At 57.0% G+C, this 16,251-nt stretch carries 18 protein-coding genes; 8 read left to right on the forward strand and 10 right to left on the reverse strand.

Translation table 11 applies throughout. The features are described 5' to 3' along the window. On the forward strand, positions 1-686 hold a 686-nt coding region (locus EP376_RS21740; protein ID WP_127657601.1), incomplete at its 5' end, for an ArdC family protein. Positions 687-858: 172 nt separating this feature from the next. Here the strand turns inward: EP376_RS21740 and EP376_RS21745 are convergent. The 4 genes from EP376_RS21745 to EP376_RS21760 all read right to left on the reverse strand — a co-directional run bounded on the left by EP376_RS21745 (position 859) and on the right by EP376_RS21760 (position 5,622). After that, entirely contained in the window at positions 859-1,623 is a 765-nt protein-coding gene (locus EP376_RS21745; RefSeq protein ID WP_127657602.1) for a BRO-N domain-containing protein, read from the reverse strand. Positions 1,624-1,865: 242 nt separating this feature from the next. Then, positions 1,866-5,054, reverse strand: coding sequence for an Eco57I restriction-modification methylase domain-containing protein (locus EP376_RS21750; RefSeq protein WP_127657603.1), 3,189 nt, complete (start codon positions 5,052-5,054; stop codon positions 1,866-1,868). Between the two features lie 102 nt (positions 5,055-5,156). Beyond that, on the reverse strand, positions 5,157-5,372 hold the full coding sequence (brnA, locus tag EP376_RS21755) for a type II toxin-antitoxin system BrnA family antitoxin (protein WP_066009074.1): 216 nt from the start codon (positions 5,370-5,372) through the stop codon (positions 5,157-5,159). Beyond that, positions 5,359-5,622: a BrnT family toxin gene (locus EP376_RS21760; protein ID WP_076535676.1), complete on the reverse strand. Its 264-nt coding sequence runs from the start codon at positions 5,620-5,622 to the stop codon at positions 5,359-5,361. Before EP376_RS21760 ends, brnA begins: the two co-directional genes overlap by 14 nt. Positions 5,623-5,829: 207 nt before the next feature. Here EP376_RS21760 and EP376_RS21765 point away from each other — a divergent pair, with 207 nt between their 5' ends. Next, on the forward strand, positions 5,830-6,573 hold the full coding sequence (locus tag EP376_RS21765) for a hypothetical protein (protein WP_038068556.1): 744 nt from the start codon (positions 5,830-5,832) through the stop codon (positions 6,571-6,573). A 556-nt stretch (positions 6,574-7,129) separates the two neighbouring features. Here EP376_RS21765 and EP376_RS21770 read toward each other — a convergent pair. Both EP376_RS21770 and EP376_RS21775 read right to left on the reverse strand, forming a co-directional pair. Continuing rightward, positions 7,130-7,390, reverse strand: coding sequence for a WGR domain-containing protein (locus EP376_RS21770; protein ID WP_127657604.1), 261 nt, complete (start codon positions 7,388-7,390; stop codon positions 7,130-7,132). A 5-nt stretch (positions 7,391-7,395) separates the two neighbouring features. Then, positions 7,396-8,025, reverse strand: a complete 630-nt coding sequence (locus EP376_RS21775) for a tyrosine-type recombinase/integrase (RefSeq protein WP_127657605.1) — start codon at positions 8,023-8,025, stop codon at positions 7,396-7,398. A gap of 227 nt (positions 8,026-8,252) precedes the next feature. Between EP376_RS21775 and EP376_RS21780 the strand changes: the two genes are divergently transcribed. Then, a complete protein-coding gene (locus EP376_RS21780; RefSeq protein ID WP_203331110.1) occupies positions 8,253-8,948 on the forward strand; it encodes a hypothetical protein in 696 nt (231 codons plus the stop codon). 8 nt (positions 8,949-8,956) lie between these two features. On the opposite strand, the gene EP376_RS21785 is transcribed toward EP376_RS21780, so the two are convergent. Continuing rightward, on the reverse strand, positions 8,957-10,141 hold the full coding sequence (locus EP376_RS21785) for a hypothetical protein (RefSeq protein WP_127657606.1): 1,185 nt from the start codon (positions 10,139-10,141) through the stop codon (positions 8,957-8,959). 111 nt (positions 10,142-10,252) lie between these two features. On the opposite strand from EP376_RS21785, the gene EP376_RS21790 reads away from it, so the two are divergent. The 4 genes from EP376_RS21790 to EP376_RS21805 all read left to right on the forward strand — a co-directional run bounded on the left by EP376_RS21790 (position 10,253) and on the right by EP376_RS21805 (position 11,958). After that, the gene (locus EP376_RS21790; protein ID WP_036743750.1) at positions 10,253-10,504 is read left to right on the forward strand and encodes a type II toxin-antitoxin system Phd/YefM family antitoxin; all 252 of its coding nucleotides are present in this window, start codon (positions 10,253-10,255) and stop codon (positions 10,502-10,504) included. Beyond that, on the forward strand, positions 10,501-10,767 hold the full coding sequence (locus EP376_RS21795) for a Txe/YoeB family addiction module toxin (RefSeq protein WP_127657607.1): 267 nt from the start codon (positions 10,501-10,503) through the stop codon (positions 10,765-10,767). The genes EP376_RS21790 and EP376_RS21795 overlap by 4 nt, the downstream gene beginning before the upstream one ends. A gap of 151 nt (positions 10,768-10,918) precedes the next feature. Next, on the forward strand, positions 10,919-11,647 hold the full coding sequence (locus EP376_RS21800; RefSeq protein ID WP_127657608.1) for a ParA family protein: 729 nt from the start codon (positions 10,919-10,921) through the stop codon (positions 11,645-11,647). Further along, positions 11,644-11,958 carry a hypothetical protein gene (locus EP376_RS21805; RefSeq protein ID WP_127657609.1) on the forward strand — a complete coding sequence of 105 codons (315 nt, stop codon included), beginning with the start codon at positions 11,644-11,646 and terminating at the stop codon, positions 11,956-11,958. The genes EP376_RS21800 and EP376_RS21805 overlap by 4 nt, the downstream gene beginning before the upstream one ends. On the opposite strand, the gene EP376_RS21810 is transcribed toward EP376_RS21805, so the two are convergent. The 3 genes from EP376_RS21810 to EP376_RS21820 form a co-directional block, all read right to left on the reverse strand. Beyond that, on the reverse strand, positions 11,955-13,019 hold the full coding sequence (locus tag EP376_RS21810) for a replication initiator protein A (protein WP_127657610.1): 1,065 nt from the start codon (positions 13,017-13,019) through the stop codon (positions 11,955-11,957). The two genes, EP376_RS21805 and EP376_RS21810, sit on opposite strands and share 4 nt — an antisense overlap. A gap of 312 nt (positions 13,020-13,331) precedes the next feature. Continuing rightward, positions 13,332-15,140 (reverse strand): type IV secretory system conjugative DNA transfer family protein, encoded by a 1,809-nt coding sequence (locus tag EP376_RS21815; protein WP_203341916.1) that lies wholly within the window; start codon positions 15,138-15,140, stop codon positions 13,332-13,334. Positions 15,141-15,172: 32 nt separating this feature from the next. Further along, positions 15,173-15,460, reverse strand: a complete 288-nt coding sequence (locus EP376_RS21820; RefSeq protein WP_127657612.1) for a mobilization protein — start codon at positions 15,458-15,460, stop codon at positions 15,173-15,175. A gap of 236 nt (positions 15,461-15,696) precedes the next feature. Between EP376_RS21820 and mobQ the strand changes: the two genes are divergently transcribed. After that, positions 15,697-16,251 (forward strand): MobQ family relaxase (gene mobQ / locus EP376_RS21825; protein WP_164745038.1); only part of this gene is annotated, 555 nt, incomplete at its 3' end.

Raw genomic sequence — 16,251 nt, forward strand, 5'->3', positions numbered from 1 at the left:
GCTCAGCCCGCTGGATGACGTTCAATCAGGCCAAGCAGCTTGGGGGCCATGTTCGCAAGGGCGAGAAATCCGCCACGGTCGTGAAATACGGCACCGTCGAGCGCGAAGACGAGAACGGCGAGGAACGCCAGATCCCCTATGCCAAGGCCTATCGCGTGTTCAACGCCGATCAGATCGAGGGCTTGCCCGCCGAGTTCTACATCCTGCCCGATCCACCCCGTGATCTTGGCACCGTGGCCGACCCCATGCTGGAGGCGTTCTTTGCCGCGTCAGGTGCGCAGATCGACAGCACCGCGGAGCCGCGCGCCTATTACAACATCAAGACAGACCGGATTCACATGCCGCCGATCGGCACGTTTCATCGGGTGGCCGGATATTACGGCACCCTGGCGCATGAGCTGACCCACTGGACAGGGGCGACAAAGCGGCTTGACCGCTTGGGCCGGTTTAATGACCGCAAGGCCTACGCGTTCGAGGAGCTGGTCGCGGAGATTGGCAACTGCATGCTTTGCGCGCAGATCGGGGTAGAGCCCGAATTCGACCAGAGCGCGGCCTATGTCGAAGGATGGCTTGAGGCGATGAAGGAAGACAGCCGCGCGATATTCCGCGCCGCGTCCGAGGCCCAGAAGGCCGTGGATTACATCATGACCCGCACCGCGCAGGCCGACCGGATGGCCGCCGAGTAACAGCCCGCGCCGCCGAACAATCGAGGCCCCCGTCAGCAGGCGGGGGCCTTTTTTCGTTGTGGTGTGATACTGGGCGGGGCGGTTTCAGGGTGACCTGTCGGCGGGCAACCTGAAGGTCACCCGCCGACAGGCCCGGCGCTTCGCGCGGACGCCCCCAAGGGGGCAGACGATCTTAAGCCGCCTTCGCTGGTAGCAACTTAGGCAGATGGGGCAGCGCCGCTGGGTCGCGAGTGTTGAAGTAACGCTCTGAATGCTCGGGAATCCAAACGTTATCAACGAATTCGATGAACAGCGGCAGCATACTGTTTGGATACTGCCTCGCATCACCTTCCCACTCATCTGTCTTGTGTGGATACATCGAATGAGATCCACTCAGCTGGGGGTGGTTTTCGTCGAGCCACTTTGCGAAGAGCTTTCCTACGCTGGTATCGGGGCGTAGTTGTGTCCCGTTCGGGGCCCGGTCCGCCATCATGTGGCCGACCATTTCAAGGCGTCCCCACAACCTGACAACCAGTTCGTTGATCACTGAAAAATGACCACCGCTGACGCGGTTCCAGTTCTCGTTGTAGCGCTTGATGAACGCAGGAACGTGACCACCATAGGAGCCGGTTTTCCGAATGCTCGGAAGGACTTCTGATGTGATCCATTTCTTGAACCGCTTAGCCTCAGGCTTCCTGGACCTTAAGACCAGAGAGTAAAGGCCAGACTCGTTGATGATGGTCATCTGGCGCGCGCCGCCACGCGTACCCTTTTGACTATCGGTAATACCGATAGTCATTCGTTCATCTTCATCCAGACTGGATGCTGCGTCCCCGGTGTTGACGATGCCAAGCTTTTTACAGACTTCGGCGAGGACGAACCAAGGCTCACCGTTATGGTCGATCACACGAAACTGATCATTATCTTCGTACTCAAAAATTTGCATTGTATACTGCATTTACGTCCTTTCATGACGCTGGTGCAGTACGATTTTGCTTGACGGGTGTTCCTCTTCATGGGACATACCCTTTGACAGTTAAGCCGAATCGCACTGCGGTTACGGAAAAGGACCGGCCCCAAAAGGGTTCGGTCCATTTTTTATTGTAACAGAAAATTTACCAAATTGCAAGCGCGAGTTCTTCAATTGTTCTCTTGCGTCTCCAGGTGTTGCTGCGGAGCAACACGCTCTGTGCGTGCTGGTTAGGTCGCCGCCTCCAGCAGCGCGATTTCGTCTTCGGTCAGGTCGAACAGGTCATAGACAATGCTGTCTATCTGGGCTTCAGCCTGGGCGATTTCGGCGGTCAGGCGGGCGATTTCGGCGCGGTCGCGGTTGATCCAGTCTTCCCAGTCGGAGCGATCGGTCAGGGTGATGTCGGCCTTGAACACCTTCTTCACCTCGGCGCGGAAGGTGGCGAAGTCGGGCATGGTCCACCATTCCTGAAGCCGGGTTGTCAGCTTGGGCTCACGGTCAGGCGGGCAGAGGTCGGGGATGCGGCGAACAAGTGCCTGTTGAAGCTTCTGTCGTTGCTCCGCTAACTCATGACAAAGCTGAGCCTCCTTTTCGAGATCAGCATTTTCTACGACAGCATTAAGCAAAGGTAGCTGTTCGACGAACTGAGTTTGAAAACGAGCATAGCCACCCTGCGCCTTTGGGGTCAGGGCTTTGACTATAAACCAAGCCAGCTTTGAATTTAGGAAGCCAACTACGCCGGGCTTGTCGCAGGGGAGAAAGTAACAGGTATTTTCGCCATAAGCGCCCGACGTATCGAGGTGACATCGGGCCTCTGAGGCGACGTCGCTCCACATGATCTTGGGTCCCTCGAAGTGGGGAACGTAGGCTTCTTGTGCTTGCTGAAGTTCAAACCAGGCCTGTTGGGTCGCCCTCTTCTCAAGCCGGTCTTTCAAAGGCAGGAGCCAATCACGGATTGCAGGGTACTGATCTATTTCGATCCGGTTTTTGGGGATGTAGATCAACCAGTGACCATGTTGATCTGCCCTCCAACGTTGAAGGTTCTTTCCTTCGATAAGTGGCCTGATCAGTTCACGAGATCGTGGATCGCTCGCGCAGATGCGTTCTTTTGTTGGCGTATCAATAACGAACGCAGGCTTGAGCCCTGTCTTTACCCCCATCAATGGCGGACCAAAGACTTCCTTGAGAGTGGTCTGACCTTTGATCAATTTGTCACGAAGCGCGCGCAGGGCGGGGTTTTCCAGTTCCCATGATCCGGCCCCCAAGGCCATTTGTGGATATGGGCCGGCAGCGGCTTCCCAAGTGGCGAGGAAGTTGTTTTCCGGCAGAGCATCGACCTTCCAGAAACGCAGCTCGTGCCCCTTGGGCGCGGTCCCACGCTTCATGGTCAGGATAGCCGGATAGGTGGTCACCCCCTCAAAAATTTGCAGGTCGCCAAAATCGACCACGCTTTCTATGGTGGCTTCCTTCAGTAGATATTCGCGCAGGGGCTTGCCTGATCCGGTCTTGAAGAACGTGTTCGAGGAAATGTAGCCCAAGCGCCCGCCCGGTTTCAGCAGGCGCAGGCCGCGTTCGTAGAAATAGCAGTAGAGATCAGCCCTGTCGGAAACCACCTCATACCGCTTTTCCAGATAGGGTTTCAGCAGCTTCAGGAATTCCATCCGCACATAGGGCGGGTTGCCGAGGACCACGTCGAAACCGCCTTCGGCAAAGACGCCGGGGAAGGCTGTTTCCCATGTGAAGGCGTGATCGAGATAGGCGAAGTTGCTGTCCTCGATCAGGCTGTCTCCGACGCGGATGCTGCCCGACAGGCTGTCCAGAACCTTGCCGCGCCGTGCGGTCTTGATCCAGAGCGACAGTTTGGTGATCTCGATACTTTCCTCGTTCACGTCCACGCCGAAGAGGTTGTCGGTCAGAATTTCGCTGTCTGGGACATAGTCGAGCAGATCGCCAAAATGTTCGGCCTTGGGCAGCAGGTCTTTGATCTTATCGTTCACGCGGGTCAGTTCGGCCTTCATGAAGTCGAAGGCCATGATCAGGAACACACCGGAGCCACAGGCGGGATCGACAATGCGCAGGGATTTCAGGCGATCGCGATAGGCTTGCCAGGCTTCCAGCTCGGCCGACTTTTTCCGCCAGGGGATGTTTTCGTAGTCGGTGACATCCGCGCCCTTCTTGGCGTGAGCGCGCAAGGTGTCCTCAAAAATTTCCCGCAGATGCGTTCCCAGGGTTTCGGCCACGATGAACCGCGCAATGTAATCAGGGGTATAGACCACCCCGTCACGCTTGCGCCGTCCGCTTGTGCCGGTGGCTTTCTCTGGTTCTTCCTCTTCGCCGCGCGCGATCGCTTGCAGGCGTTCCACATCCGCGATGGACTGTTCAAAAATATGGCCGAGGACCGTGACCGAGACTTCGGACGCGAAGTCATACTCGCCCAAGGTCTTGAAACCTTCGCAGATGTCATCGGGGAGGTTCAGCCCGTTGATAACCGCGTCTTCGCGGAACAGACCCCCGTTGTATCGCGGGATTTTCAGTTCGCTGTTGCCCTCGTCAATGGCGCGGAACAGGCCTTTGAAATTGTCCCAGACGGGGCGAGGGGTGTAAGGGTCACGCGCGATGAAAGCGTTTTCCAGCGTGTTGTCTGGCAGCAGGCCGGTGTCTTCGGCAAAGGCGATGAACAGCACCCGATCGAGGATCTTCTGCGCGAGGGCAATCGCATCGAGGGGCGCGATCGCGGCATCGGCCTCCTGGACGGCGCTCAGGAGCTTGAGGCGCAGGTCCTTGTAGTCCTGATACAGGCTGTCGGTGATGTCCTTGTCTTCGCGGCGGCTTTCTTTCAGCAGATCAGCCGTGCGGCCAGACAGCAGGTTTTCCGCTGACAGGAGCAGCATGAAGCGCGCGTATTCTTCCGGGTCTGTCAGCTGGTCGAGGCGAAATTCCTCATAGGCCGAGGTGCCTTCCCCGAAGCCGTAGAAGCGCAGCTCGATCATGTTCGAGACCAGCACCCATTTCACGCCGCGCGCGTTCATGGCGTATTCCCACGCCTGTTGAACGGGGCTCTTGTTCCTGCCCGGCATGATTGCGTCGAGGTCGCGGGTATCCGCGCCCTTCAGCTCGAACGGTGCCACGATGTCAGGCGTCTTGCCGCCAAAGCGGCCAAGCGCCAGATCGACGCTGCCGCGCAGAATATTTTGTTCGGTTGAGACGTTGTAATCTGCGCCACCAGCCGGGCCGTGGTAGCCGAGAACACCTTCAACAATCTTGGAGGCGAACTGCCCATGCAGGGCGGTTTCCTTCAGGTGTTCAATCCGGCCCGAGCTGATCAACTCTGTCCAGGCTTCCAGCGCAGCCAAACGGTCTGACGGGATTGGATCTGCTTTGATGTGGCGCTTCAGGGTCTTACGGTTGAACAAATTCATGAACTATCGGTCTTTCTTGCCGCCATCGGTCGGCTTTACGATGCTGTTTTTTTCCGGATGGCGACAAGCCTTGGCTTTATTCGTGCCTGGTCGCAACGGCCCTCATTCGAGGCGTTCTGCGATCCACATCTTGATCAGCGCCTGACGGGTGATGCCGAGCTTCTGAGCCTGCCGGTCCAGACCGGCGACGACCCAGGTCGGGAAATCCACGTTCACCCGCTTTGCCTCGACATTGAGGCGGCGCGCCTTTGTCCAATCGACATGGGCGGACATGTCTTCACCCGCGTCGAAGCGTTCGTCGAATTCAGTCGCCTTCATAGTGGTCAATCTCCTGCTTGCGAGCGCGGCGCACGGAGATGATCCGCACCCGGTCGCTCCGGTGTGTGTAGACAGCCGTCCAGTGTCTGGCCCCGATCATGCCAACCGCCAGAAAGCGTGGCTCATCCGTGACGTTGGCGGGGGCCTCGATCAGATAAGGATCATCCCAGAGAGCCTGAGCCTCATCAAAGTCGATACCGTGCTTTTCGCGGTTCGCGGCGCTCTTGTCGGGGTCATACTCGAACTTCATGAGCGCAACATAAGGTGAAAAAGGTATAATTACTATACTTTTCAGCTTGGCTTGGTAGTGAGATTTTTCAGCTTACAAGCAGCAACGCCGCCCGCATGTCCTTAGGACATGCGGGCGGCGTTGCTGGGCTGTCAAGGTTCATAGCCTGCAACATGGCTGCGCCCAGCCATGTTGCAGGCGCGGTGAAACAGTGCTCTGACTATCGGAATGGAAGCTATCGAAAGGCTCTTACAGCTACCCTATCAAACCCTGGCAATATTGGTTGCCGGGTATCTTTCTTATCGCCTAGCGTACACGGGCCGCGATAGCACGCACCAAACATTGGACACGTTAGCAATTGCTCTCGTCTTTGCCTTCATATCGCAAGCTGCATCTGCTCTTCTACTGGCTATCTACCTGGCGTGGGGTCCCACATCCAGCGATGCTGTCGCACTGCCCCTGTGGGCCGGATATGCTGCCAGTGTTGGGGGCATAGTGGCGGCACTCGTTGTCGCCGCCATCTGGCGTCGAGTGAGCGTCAACAGCCTTCCAGAAATTCTGCGTGGCGCAGGAATATCGTCGTCAGACAGAAATACCGCCGCATGGGAAACTGTTATCAATCGAGAAGACTCCGGACCGTCGCAGATCACTGTTGTAAAAAAAGACGGGACGACACTGCAATGCGAGCGTCTTGACGACTTCAAGAAAGCGCCCTTCGGCCCAATGATACTCGGGCAAGATGGCTCTATCGCACTCTATGTTACTGACTACCGAGACAAAGAATCCGGTGAGTGGGAAAAAGTTGATCCCGAGCATGGTGACTGGGGGCCGGAAATAACGATAATTCCTGCCGGAGAAATCTCAGAAGTGCGCATTAGGCACGCCCCCTCACTTCTTCGGCGGTGGCGACGAGGACGGGGCACTGGGAAGGGGTCTAGCGTTGTCGGGGATGAAGACCCGTCCGCTGACTGATACCGGCGTCTGATTATCGGATGATAGCACTTATTTACCTCTTCGGGGGTGGCGGCGCGACGGGTGCGCTCGGGCTAGGCCGCGTATTCGTTTCGGGGATCGAGCGCGGAATGCTTGACGGACGTGGTGAAGGCGGGGGCGCGGGCTCTCTAGCCATGTGTTTCACCTTTTTGGTTTGGGCGGTGGTGGTGTCCCAGGTGCAGCAGCAATGGGCTGCTGTGATCCTTGGACCTTAACCCCGACCGTTGCCTTTCGCGGGGGCAGTTTGACGGGGGGCTTTGGCGGAGGTTTAGGGGTCTTAGCCACTTCGCCTACCTCTTTGGCTTTGGCGGTGGCGGCGCGACTGGCGCACTTGCCATGGGCTGTTGCGAGTTTATCGAAACGTTCTCACTGCTGTGCGGCCTTGTTACCATGGTTGGCGCAGGCTTCGTTTCTCTGCTGCTGCTATCGTTTTCACCGCTCATACTTTGCCTCTCAATGTTGTTAATCTAAAGTAGAACATACTGGCAACGCTGTTGTAAATCCAGCTGAACGGTTGAGATGTGGCCGCGTGAATTCAACCGGTCAGATCAAACATCGCGAGCTGCTGAGGCTCCACCCAATAGCCCCGCTGACGCTTGGAGGCTTCCAGTGTGACCAGAGCCGCAACGGCCTGGTTCTTGTCCTCGAACCAATCCATCCGCACCTGACCGCCCTGCCCTATGCGGCCCCATTCGCGGTACAGCGTCCATTCGCCGAACAGGTTCGGCATCACTGCCATCCTGTAGAACCGAGCCATTTTCTGCGCAGGCTGGCGTTTCTCAAGATAAGTCTGCATGGCCGTCACAGGTGATACTTGCGCGCAATTTCCAGCGCTTCAGCCTGTTCGGTACCGATGTATTCCTTGGTGCTTTCAATGCTGGCATGGCCGAGCAGGAGCTGGGCGGCGCGCAGGCTGCCGGTCTGCTGGTCGATGTGGGTGGGGAAGGCCCGGCGCAGCGAATGCAAGCCGTAGAGGCTGGGATCGAGGCGGGCCTTTTCCAGCCAGGAGCGGAACAGCCGCCAAAGCTGGCTTTCGCTGAGGTGGGTGTCGGCCCACCGTGCCCCCTGCCCCGTGAACAGCCAGCCGTGCAGCGGCTTTTCAGAGGCGGCAAGATAAGCCCTCAGACTGTCGCGCGTCCCGGAGGACAGGCGCGCCTGGACCGGACGCGCATTGCGCGTCTCGGTTTTCTTTTGTCGGATTTCGACGATTTCGCGCACCCCTGCCAGGGTGGCCACATCCGAGACCCGCAGGCGTACCAGGTCAGATCCCCGGAAACTGGTATCGAGGGCGGTGTTGAACAGCGCCAGATCACGTAAGGCTTTTTCCTGGCGCAGGATCATCCGGATCAGGGATACCTGGTCGGGCATCAGCGGAGGTTTTTTACCGACCACGCGGCCTTTATTCCAAGCGGTCTCGGTAGCAGCTTTCACGGGCAAATCCTTGCGAGGTTATAGCACTATAATACCTATAAACCTTGCATGATAGAAGTAAGATGTTGCGCGATACTGCACTTTCCCCATGTTTTGTTGGGCTTTCAGCTTTGGCACTTATGCGAGCTTTTATTGTAAAGCTCGCATGAAGGATTGCGCGCCACGACAGGACAAGTGTTCTTAGAGAACGAGAAGTTTCTTGATCGAAACAGGCTTTGGCTCCTTACTTGAGGAAGTTTGAAAAGTTAGGATTTGCTTTGCCAATAAACAATCTCACCTTGCGGAAGGCGCTAAAGTTAGCCTTTTCAGGCCCTGCCTCTCGTCGCACTGACATACGCGGCATTATTCGTGCGGACAGAGCGCGAGAGGCGGGCAGTGACAGCGGCGGCGGCGATTTCTATGGCCCGTTTTGGTATGATGCTAAGCAGCATGTTCTAGGCCTATCAGATTTGCACGTCGATACGCAGAGCCGCATTGATTCCAATCCAAGGAGGCAAAATTTGTATCCCCAATTGAGGGATGGTTTTTTACTTTGGTGGAGTGAGCGACGACGCTGGGTAAACTCTCCGTACGAGCAAGGCGACAATCATTTTGGCCAAATTTCTATCTCTCAAATCGGAATGACTATCAGAGTGGAAAACCTGATATCTGTGATTGATGGCCATGGCGATGAGTATGCTGTTTATCCATATTTCTCCCCAGAACCGAATATATCCGAGGATGCAGGCAGGTTCGGCCTTTGGGGCATGACAGAGGCTTTAACAGAGATTTCCCCCTCTCAACTTCGGTTGCTGGATGTAATTCGGGGACAGTCATTTTCGTTAGATCGAAGCCCCTTACAAGGTAACGAGCAAGAGGTTTTCACTGCTCGTTTAAACGCTGTAATCGAGGAATACGAGGCGTTGCTGTCCGAGTATGAGTAGCCGAACAATCAAGCGGAGCTGATAGTTTCAAAAAACCCTTTCAGACCATTCTGGAACGGATCGAGCGCATGTGTTCGCTCTTCGGCCCAGACGATCCAGTCGCTGAGGGGTCTACCTTCAATGTCGGCATCCCCCTCAATTTGCAGACGGCGGCGCAGCTCTTCGATGAATGCCAAAAGCCGATCGCGCTCCCGCCAGTTTTCAGCATGGTCCTGAAACCGGCTCCAACGCCTGTGATCAATCTCTTGGTGTCTTTGGCGCTCACGACGTTCTGCTTGCTCTTGCTCATAGCGGCGATGTCGCTCCTCACGCTCTCGCGCGGCCTCTGCCAAAAGTGGCCCTGCCGCGATAATCGCGCTAACGATATCGGGCAGGATAATCGCCATTTTCTTCTTGGACGTTTCAATCCAGTCTCGACTACGACCATTGACATAAGTGTCGAACCTCACGCGCAGGAAGCCAGAGGAAACAAGGCCTGTTTGGTGGTGATGGGGAAAGGCCGTCCACTTCCCTGCCCCCTCCATGATCTTTGTCGCCCTCGACATTTTCTCAGCGATTACGCACTTGAGCTCTTGCTCGTTGACAAGGAACGTCACCTTGCCTGTAAGCTTGGCTTCGCCGATCTGTCCCCCTTGCTTCTCAATCGCGCGAAACAGGGTGCTTGTCACCCTGAAGCGATATCGGTCACGCGCAGTGAGGTCGCTGATATGAGGAAGTGATCCTCCCCAAAAGTCGCGCGACCGTTGCCGGTTTTCCGCTCGACGGCTCTCCTGTAGCTGACGGTGCTCTGCGACCCATGCCTTCACCTTCGGGTGCAGCGCTCGCATATGGTCAAGGCTTTCGTCGTCTTCATCGAAGGGTGGTAGTTCCGCAACGGACTCAGCGTCGCGAGATGGGACGGACGCAGGTACTTGCGGTTTACCACTGCCCCGTGCTGGCTTGATGGAAGGGGAGGTCTTTTGGGGCGGTTTGAATGACGGCAAAGGAGGCATTTCAGGAGCACGGCCAACGGCCTTTTTCTGCCAGTAGCCCAAGGGTGGCGTAGGAATTTGGCGCTTTCGACAAAGAGCGGCCAAGCCTGGCCCGTTCGTCGCGAGTTGGGCACCAAGCTTGCTCATGGGGGTCTGCCAGACCAGTTCGTAAAGTTCCTCGCGAGAAATTTCCTCTGCGGGGCGGGTAACGATGTCATCCATGTGAGCCCTTTCTCTCTCGTAAATTCTCCATGAAATTGACTGCCGCCTTCGTACCATCCCTTTACTTGTACTTAATATTGTACATATAGAGGGAAGCAAAGGAGAGTCGACATGGATGTTATGACCTACTCAGACGCACGGGCTCAACTGAAGGGCGTCATGGATCGAGCGATCCACGACAAGCAGGAAGTTGTCGTGACGCGCAAGAAGGGCGAGTCCGTTGTGGTCGTGTCCTTGGACACTTGGAACGCCGTCAACGAGACGTTGCACCTCTTGTCCACACCGAAAAACGCATCCCGCTTGCGCGCGTCGATCGCGCAACTCGATGCTGGAACTGGCGAAGAGCGTGAGCTGACCGAGTGAAGCTGGTTTTTTCCGATCAGGCATGGGAAGACTATCAATACTGGGTCAACACCAACGACAAGGTACGCAACCGGATCAACGATCTGATCAAGCAGTGCAAGCGGACCCCCTTCAAGGGAACCGGCAAGCCGGAACCTTTGAAGGGCGATTTGACTGGCTGGTGGTCCCGGCGAATTTCTCAGGAAGATCGAATGGTCTACCGGGTCAGTGGAGCTGGCGATGGCCAAAGCCTAGAGATTGCGCAACTGCGGTTCCATTACTGAAAACCCGTAGGGTTGAACGACCTAGATGTGACGAGGTCGAACGTCTCAAAGCACCCTCGAATTTAACTCTAACTATGTCATTAAAGTTAACTCTATAATTAATGTTAACGACATAGTTGACGTTAGAGTTAAGCGCAGGCAATCTACCGCCATGTATGTAATCACCTTCGCAAACCCGAAAGGCGGCTCGGGGAAAACTACGTCCGCCATGCTCTTGGCTGAACAGATCGCTCTTTCTGGCGGTCGCGTTGCGATTCTCGATCTGGACCCAAACGCCAACATCCTTGCATGGGCCCAGACGCGCGAAGCCGAAGGTAGAGACGTTCCTTTCACAGTTCATGCGCGACCGCAGGCCGAAGAGACGGTCGAGCTCATCGACAGCCTATCCGATGAGGCTGACTATCTCATTATCGACCTTGAAGGGTCGAAGGATCAGATCGTCACTTTCGCGCTATCGCGGACAGATTTGTGCATCATCCCGCTCGATGGCTCGCCTATGGAAGCCCGGCAAGCCGCGCAAGCGGTTCGCTTGGTACAAACCACAGCAAACATGATCCGCGCGCAAATCAACTACGCCCTCTTGTTCACTCGCACCAACGCCGCGTTCCAGACCACGGATGAGCGCGACGTGCGGCAAGAAATGGAGCTCAACAACATCCCGACGCTACCCGTTCGGATCGCCAAGCGCGCGCCTTACACCCGCATCTTCCGGGACGGTGTGCTCTTGTCAGAGCTGCCTGACATCGTGACGCAAGAAATGCAGAGCAAAACCGCGTCTGTATCCGACAAGGCCATGAAGCAGGTGACCGGAGCCATCGAGAATGCCCGCGACTACGCACAAACCGTCATTGCAACCCTTACCAAGGAGCAAGTGACATGAGCGGGAAATACGGCTTCTCAGGTGGGATCGACCTGCCCAAGACAACACCAGCACCCAAGCCTCGGCCAAAGGTCGATGGCAGCTCATTAAGCGAGGCCGTCAGGGCCGGTGCCGATCTTGGCTTCGTCAACAGGGAGCCAACGACGCGCCTCAAACCTGGCCCCAAACGCAAAGAGCCGCAGGACAAAGTTTCGATACCAGGCCCGAAGCGCGTGGTGGATGATTTCCGGGCTTTTTGTTCAACGCGCGATCTTACCCTTTGGCAGGGCTTGGAGTTGTTGCTTGAAGAACAGAAGGGTAGAAGCGGCTAAGGGTTGCCGCGTTTCTCAAAGATTTTCCGGCAGAACCCTAAGAATGCCCTGTCCGGGTTGGCCGGTGCATCGAGCCCACCGTCGGCCATCCATTCGCGCCGTTCTTGCTCTAGCGTATAGATATCCCATCCCGGCGCAACCTTACGGGCTTCCTGATAAACGTCGGGGCTCAAACGGATCGCCCCGGATGGAGCCGCCAGAGCTTGCGGCTTTTCCGCGTGACGGTTTAGAAATACGACCATGTTTTCGTCTAACCGGACTGAATAATCCGGCATGTGATTGTACGCCTCATCTTGAGCGACAATGTTGCCAATCAGCCGCTTAAACTCGCGAGAGGTCGAAGCCGATCCGCACTTGTCTTGCAAAGCAGAAAGACTGATTTTCCACTCTTTCTTCGAGCCACAGTGCTTCCGGGCGATCTCGTAGATGCGCCGCTCTAATGGCGTACGCAGCCGGAAATAGTTCCGGCGGAGGGTCAAAACTTCATGCGCTTGGAGCGCGTTGAACACCCAATCTGAGAGCTGCACTTCGATCTCCTGCATTCGACCATCGCGGGTTTCACGTACGATACGAGCGCGGTCGATGATGCTGAAAATATCCAATTGCTCGACATCGCCGGTCACGATGTTCGTCTCAATCTGTGTCCCTAGCAGCCCGGCGAGGGCGCTTCGAAGGCCGCTATATCCACGCCCATCTGATGGCCGGTTCGTTGCTTTCAGGAGGTCGAACGCCTTCAGGCGAACGATTTTTGAAACCTTCTGACCTTTGTTGATAGCTGCCATAATTTGACTGATGCAGTAGATCAGTACATCGCGATCGTGGATCGTTGCCAGACCATCGGACGAAGGTTTCACTTCGAGATAGTTTCGCCCCGTCCCATCTTCGTATCGCCGCACGCGGTGATCTGGTTTTGTAGAAAGCGAGAAAATCGGATGCGCCATCGAAGCCATGTCACCCTTGGGTGCGGCATCAAAGATATCGCACACAAAAAAGTCGCCTTGTTCCTGCCGATCTGGCAGCAAGGGAGAGCGGTCGCCGTCTTTCGTGATTTCACACACCATGACCTATGTTTCGTGATTTCACACACACGGTCAAGCCCTTTCGTGATTTCACACACAGGCGTAGAGCTTTCGTGTCTTTACACACATTCTTTCGTGTCTTTACACACGCTTTATCGTGACTCTACACACAGACCACTTCTAAAAGCCTAATGAATTCATAGGACTATGAACACTTATCCACAGCGTAACACATTATATAACACATATTTAACACTACAAAATTCCCCATCATTTCAGCAGCGGTTTCCAAACCCGAACGCATGGAAAAGTGCTCGCAGCTAAGAATGCGCGCGAAAGGCAGCGAAACCTACCTCAGTTCAAAGGGTTCTGATCGAATCTTCCACGGTAGGTCTTGCTCTTGAAATACACATTCTGCTTGGCCTTGAGCGGGTTGCGGTTACCCACCAACAGCAGCAGATCATCTGCCTTCATGCCCGTGATCTGCTCAGCCGTCATGAGCTTCTGACGCTGCTCCGAGTAGGAAAAATCACGGCCCTCGTGCGGGGCTTTGCCCTCTCGAATTTGCTGAGAATAGACCGTGTTTTCCCCGAGGTGGCGCGCTGCCCATTCGGCGGTTTCGATATCGTTGAGGTTGAAGACACGCTTGGTGATGCAAGAGCCAAAGATCGACCGGGCATCGTTTGGCCCATAGGCCTTTTCGACCTGACCAGTATCCTGGGTAACGAACAGCGCTTCGACACCAGCCCCTGCGGCGACATTGGCGATGTTCATGATCTGCTCCATGCGTCCCATGCGTACGAATTCATCGAGAACCAACAGGATCGGAGTCTTAACCTTGCGCCGCCCGTCCTGGCGCACAACCGTGCCCAGGACAAGGTTTATGAACAGGCGCATAAAGATCGCTTGCTTGTCCACCTGGTCGAGCGGCACCGCGATGAAGAGATCGACCCGATCATCGAGAAGATCATCCATGCGGAAGCTGGACCCGGCCAGGAAGTGGCGCATGTTGTCGGACTGCATCCACTCAAAAGCTTTCGAGACCGCTGTTTGAATCGACCCTCGTTCTCTGTCACCTGCGCGCAGGATCGTGGCGGCAGTCTGGGCAGGGCGGTGGCCGACAAGGTCGGCGTTTTCGGCCCAGGCCTCAAGCGTGCCGTCGAGGTTTGCTGACAGAAGCAGATCGGCGACGGCGATCAGATTGCGCCGGTTGGGTTCTTCCTGGGTCACGATCACTTCGATCGCCGCCGCGACCAGCTGGCGGGCCATTTCCGAAAAATGTGCCCCGTCGCCTTGTTCCGGTTTGACCAAGCCGTCCGCAACCAGGGCCACGTCGCGCGCCAGCTCGTGGGGCCGGATGTAGTCGAGCGGGTTGAACTGATCCTTTCCATCCTCGACGAGGCCGAAAGGGTTGAGGACGGCCACCTTACGCCCGAGCTCTTCGCGGTGGCGGCGCGTGACGGCGAAATTTTCGCCCTTGATGTCCAGGACGACGACCGGCCCCTGGTGGTCGAGGATCGACGGGATCACGGCGCTGACGCCCTTGCCGCCGCGTGTGCCGGAGACAACGAGGTGATGCCCGCCGCGCCATCCCTTCGCATCGTTCTTGACGTAGCGCAGGAGCTTGCCCTTGTGGAGGGCGAGGGGCAGGCCGGTCTTGTTGCGCTTCAGCTGGGCCACGTCACGCGGGTCCATCCATTCCGCTTGCCATGGGCCGGTGCGGGATTTGCGGTTGCGGCCAATGCGCGGATTGAAGATCGCCACCAGCGGGGTGCTGACAGCGACAGCCACGCCGAAGGCCCCGAGCGCGAAGGAGATCGCCATGGCCTGTTTCTGCGGATCAGAATACCGCGCCAGCCCCTTGAGTCCTTCCCAAATTGCACGGGGGAGGGTCCAGCCAGCGCCCGTCCATGCCTGGACAGTCGCCAGTATGTCATTGAGCGGCGCTCTGAGGGGCGTCAGGGCTGTGAGGGCGGCAGCGCACAGGCAGACCCATGCGAGGAGCTTCAGCGGTGTCCTGTGACGCTCTGCGGCGGTTCCGAGGGTGTCAAGGATGGTGGCCATGGCGATGATCGGGAAGGCATAGGTGGTCACCGGGTAGATCGCGACCGCTTGCGGAGCGAGGATCAGGGCGGCAGCGGCCAGCATCACAGCACCGATCATGATCACCCAGTGGCGGGCTTCCAGAACAAAACTCATGACCGGTCCTCGTCGCTATCGGGAAACAGAATCTGCCAGAGTCCACGGTCGCGATCCCGCTGGGTGAGGCGGTCTGGCAGGTCGCGCCGCACGATGCTCTGAAGAGCAGGTTCGGCGCTCAAACGGTCGAAGACCAAAGTGCCCAGGAGCCATTTGAGGCGGTCTTCGTCTTTCTTTTCGGAGAGACGCCGCCGGGCATCGAGCGCTGCGATTTGAGCGTCGAGCTGAGCTTTCTTCTCGGCCAGTTCTTTGATCCGGGCGTCGGCCGGGCGGCTTTGGGACATGGGGAAACCTCGGGAATAATCGGGGCGAATGTAGTGGCGGATTGATAGGTTGAAAAGATTTAAATGCGCGCTTATACATTGTCTTCGACAACGTGCGCGTCCTCATGGAGGTAAACCCCCGCGCCGGACGGCTTCCCCCCAAGGCGGCGATGCCGCCTGAACGAGGGTTTCACCCTCGCGCTCCCGACCAGCGCAATCAGGCGCTGGACCCTGTTTTAAAGAGAGGCGCTCGATCCGTGGCGATCTATCATCTCAGTGCGAAAGTGATCAGCCGGGCAGGGGGCCGGTCATCGGTCGCAGCCGCCGCCTACCGGACGGCTGGGCGGCTGCGGGATGACCGGCAGGGGTTGGAGCATGACTACAGCCGCAAGGGCGGGGTCGTGCATTCCGAGATCATGGCCCCCGAAAATGCGCCCGACTGGATGCGCGATCGCGACCAGCTCTGGAACGCGGTCGAAGCCGTCGAGAAGCGGCGCGATGCCCAACTTGCTCGTGAGATCGAAGTGGCGCTGCCGCGTGAGCTTGATCGGGGCGAGAGGTTGGAGTTGTTGCGCGGATTCGTGCAGCGAGAATTTGTCGATCGCGGCATGATCGCGGACGTGGCCGTTCACGAGGGCAAGGCCCGTGATGGTCACGATCAGCCCCATGCACATGTCATGCTGACCATGCGCGAGCTGACCGGCGAGGGGTTCGGGAAGAAGGATCGCAGCTGGAATGCGCCGGACCTGCTGATGGGCTGGCGCGAAGCCTGGGCGCGAGATGCGAACACGGCCCTTGAACGGGCAGGGCGG

Source organism: Alexandriicola marinus (genome assembly GCF_004000435.1).
Taxonomy (GTDB): domain Bacteria; phylum Pseudomonadota; class Alphaproteobacteria; order Rhodobacterales; family Rhodobacteraceae; genus Alexandriicola; species Alexandriicola marinus.

What these genes read in the sequence shown, in the direction of transcription:
- EP376_RS21745 (WP_127657602.1), bottom strand. Translation starts at nt 1,623, where the DNA reads ATGCAGTATACAATGCAAATTTTTGAGTACGAAGATAATGATCAGTTT.
- EP376_RS21750 (WP_127657603.1), bottom strand. Translation starts at nt 5,054, where the DNA reads ATGAATTTGTTCAACCGTAAGACCCTGAAGCGCCACATCAAAGCAGAT.
- brnA (WP_066009074.1), bottom strand. Translation starts at nt 5,372, where the DNA reads ATGAAGGCGACTGAATTCGACGAACGCTTCGACGCGGGTGAAGACATG.
- EP376_RS21760 (WP_076535676.1), bottom strand. Translation starts at nt 5,622, where the DNA reads ATGAAGTTCGAGTATGACCCCGACAAGAGCGCCGCGAACCGCGAAAAG.
- EP376_RS21765 (WP_038068556.1), top strand. Translation starts at nt 5,830, where the DNA reads ATGGAAGCTATCGAAAGGCTCTTACAGCTACCCTATCAAACCCTGGCA.
- EP376_RS21770 (WP_127657604.1), bottom strand. Translation starts at nt 7,390, where the DNA reads ATGCAGACTTATCTTGAGAAACGCCAGCCTGCGCAGAAAATGGCTCGG.
- EP376_RS21785 (WP_127657606.1), bottom strand. Translation starts at nt 10,141, where the DNA reads ATGGATGACATCGTTACCCGCCCCGCAGAGGAAATTTCTCGCGAGGAA.
- EP376_RS21790 (WP_036743750.1), top strand. Translation starts at nt 10,253, where the DNA reads ATGGATGTTATGACCTACTCAGACGCACGGGCTCAACTGAAGGGCGTC.
- EP376_RS21800 (WP_127657608.1), top strand. Translation starts at nt 10,919, where the DNA reads ATGTATGTAATCACCTTCGCAAACCCGAAAGGCGGCTCGGGGAAAACT.
- EP376_RS21805 (WP_127657609.1), top strand. Translation starts at nt 11,644, where the DNA reads ATGAGCGGGAAATACGGCTTCTCAGGTGGGATCGACCTGCCCAAGACA.
- EP376_RS21810 (WP_127657610.1), bottom strand. Translation starts at nt 13,019, where the DNA reads ATGGTGTGTGAAATCACGAAAGACGGCGACCGCTCTCCCTTGCTGCCA.
- EP376_RS21815 (WP_203341916.1), bottom strand. Translation starts at nt 15,140, where the DNA reads ATGATCGGTGCTGTGATGCTGGCCGCTGCCGCCCTGATCCTCGCTCCG.
- EP376_RS21820 (WP_127657612.1), bottom strand. Translation starts at nt 15,460, where the DNA reads ATGTCCCAAAGCCGCCCGGCCGACGCCCGGATCAAAGAACTGGCCGAG.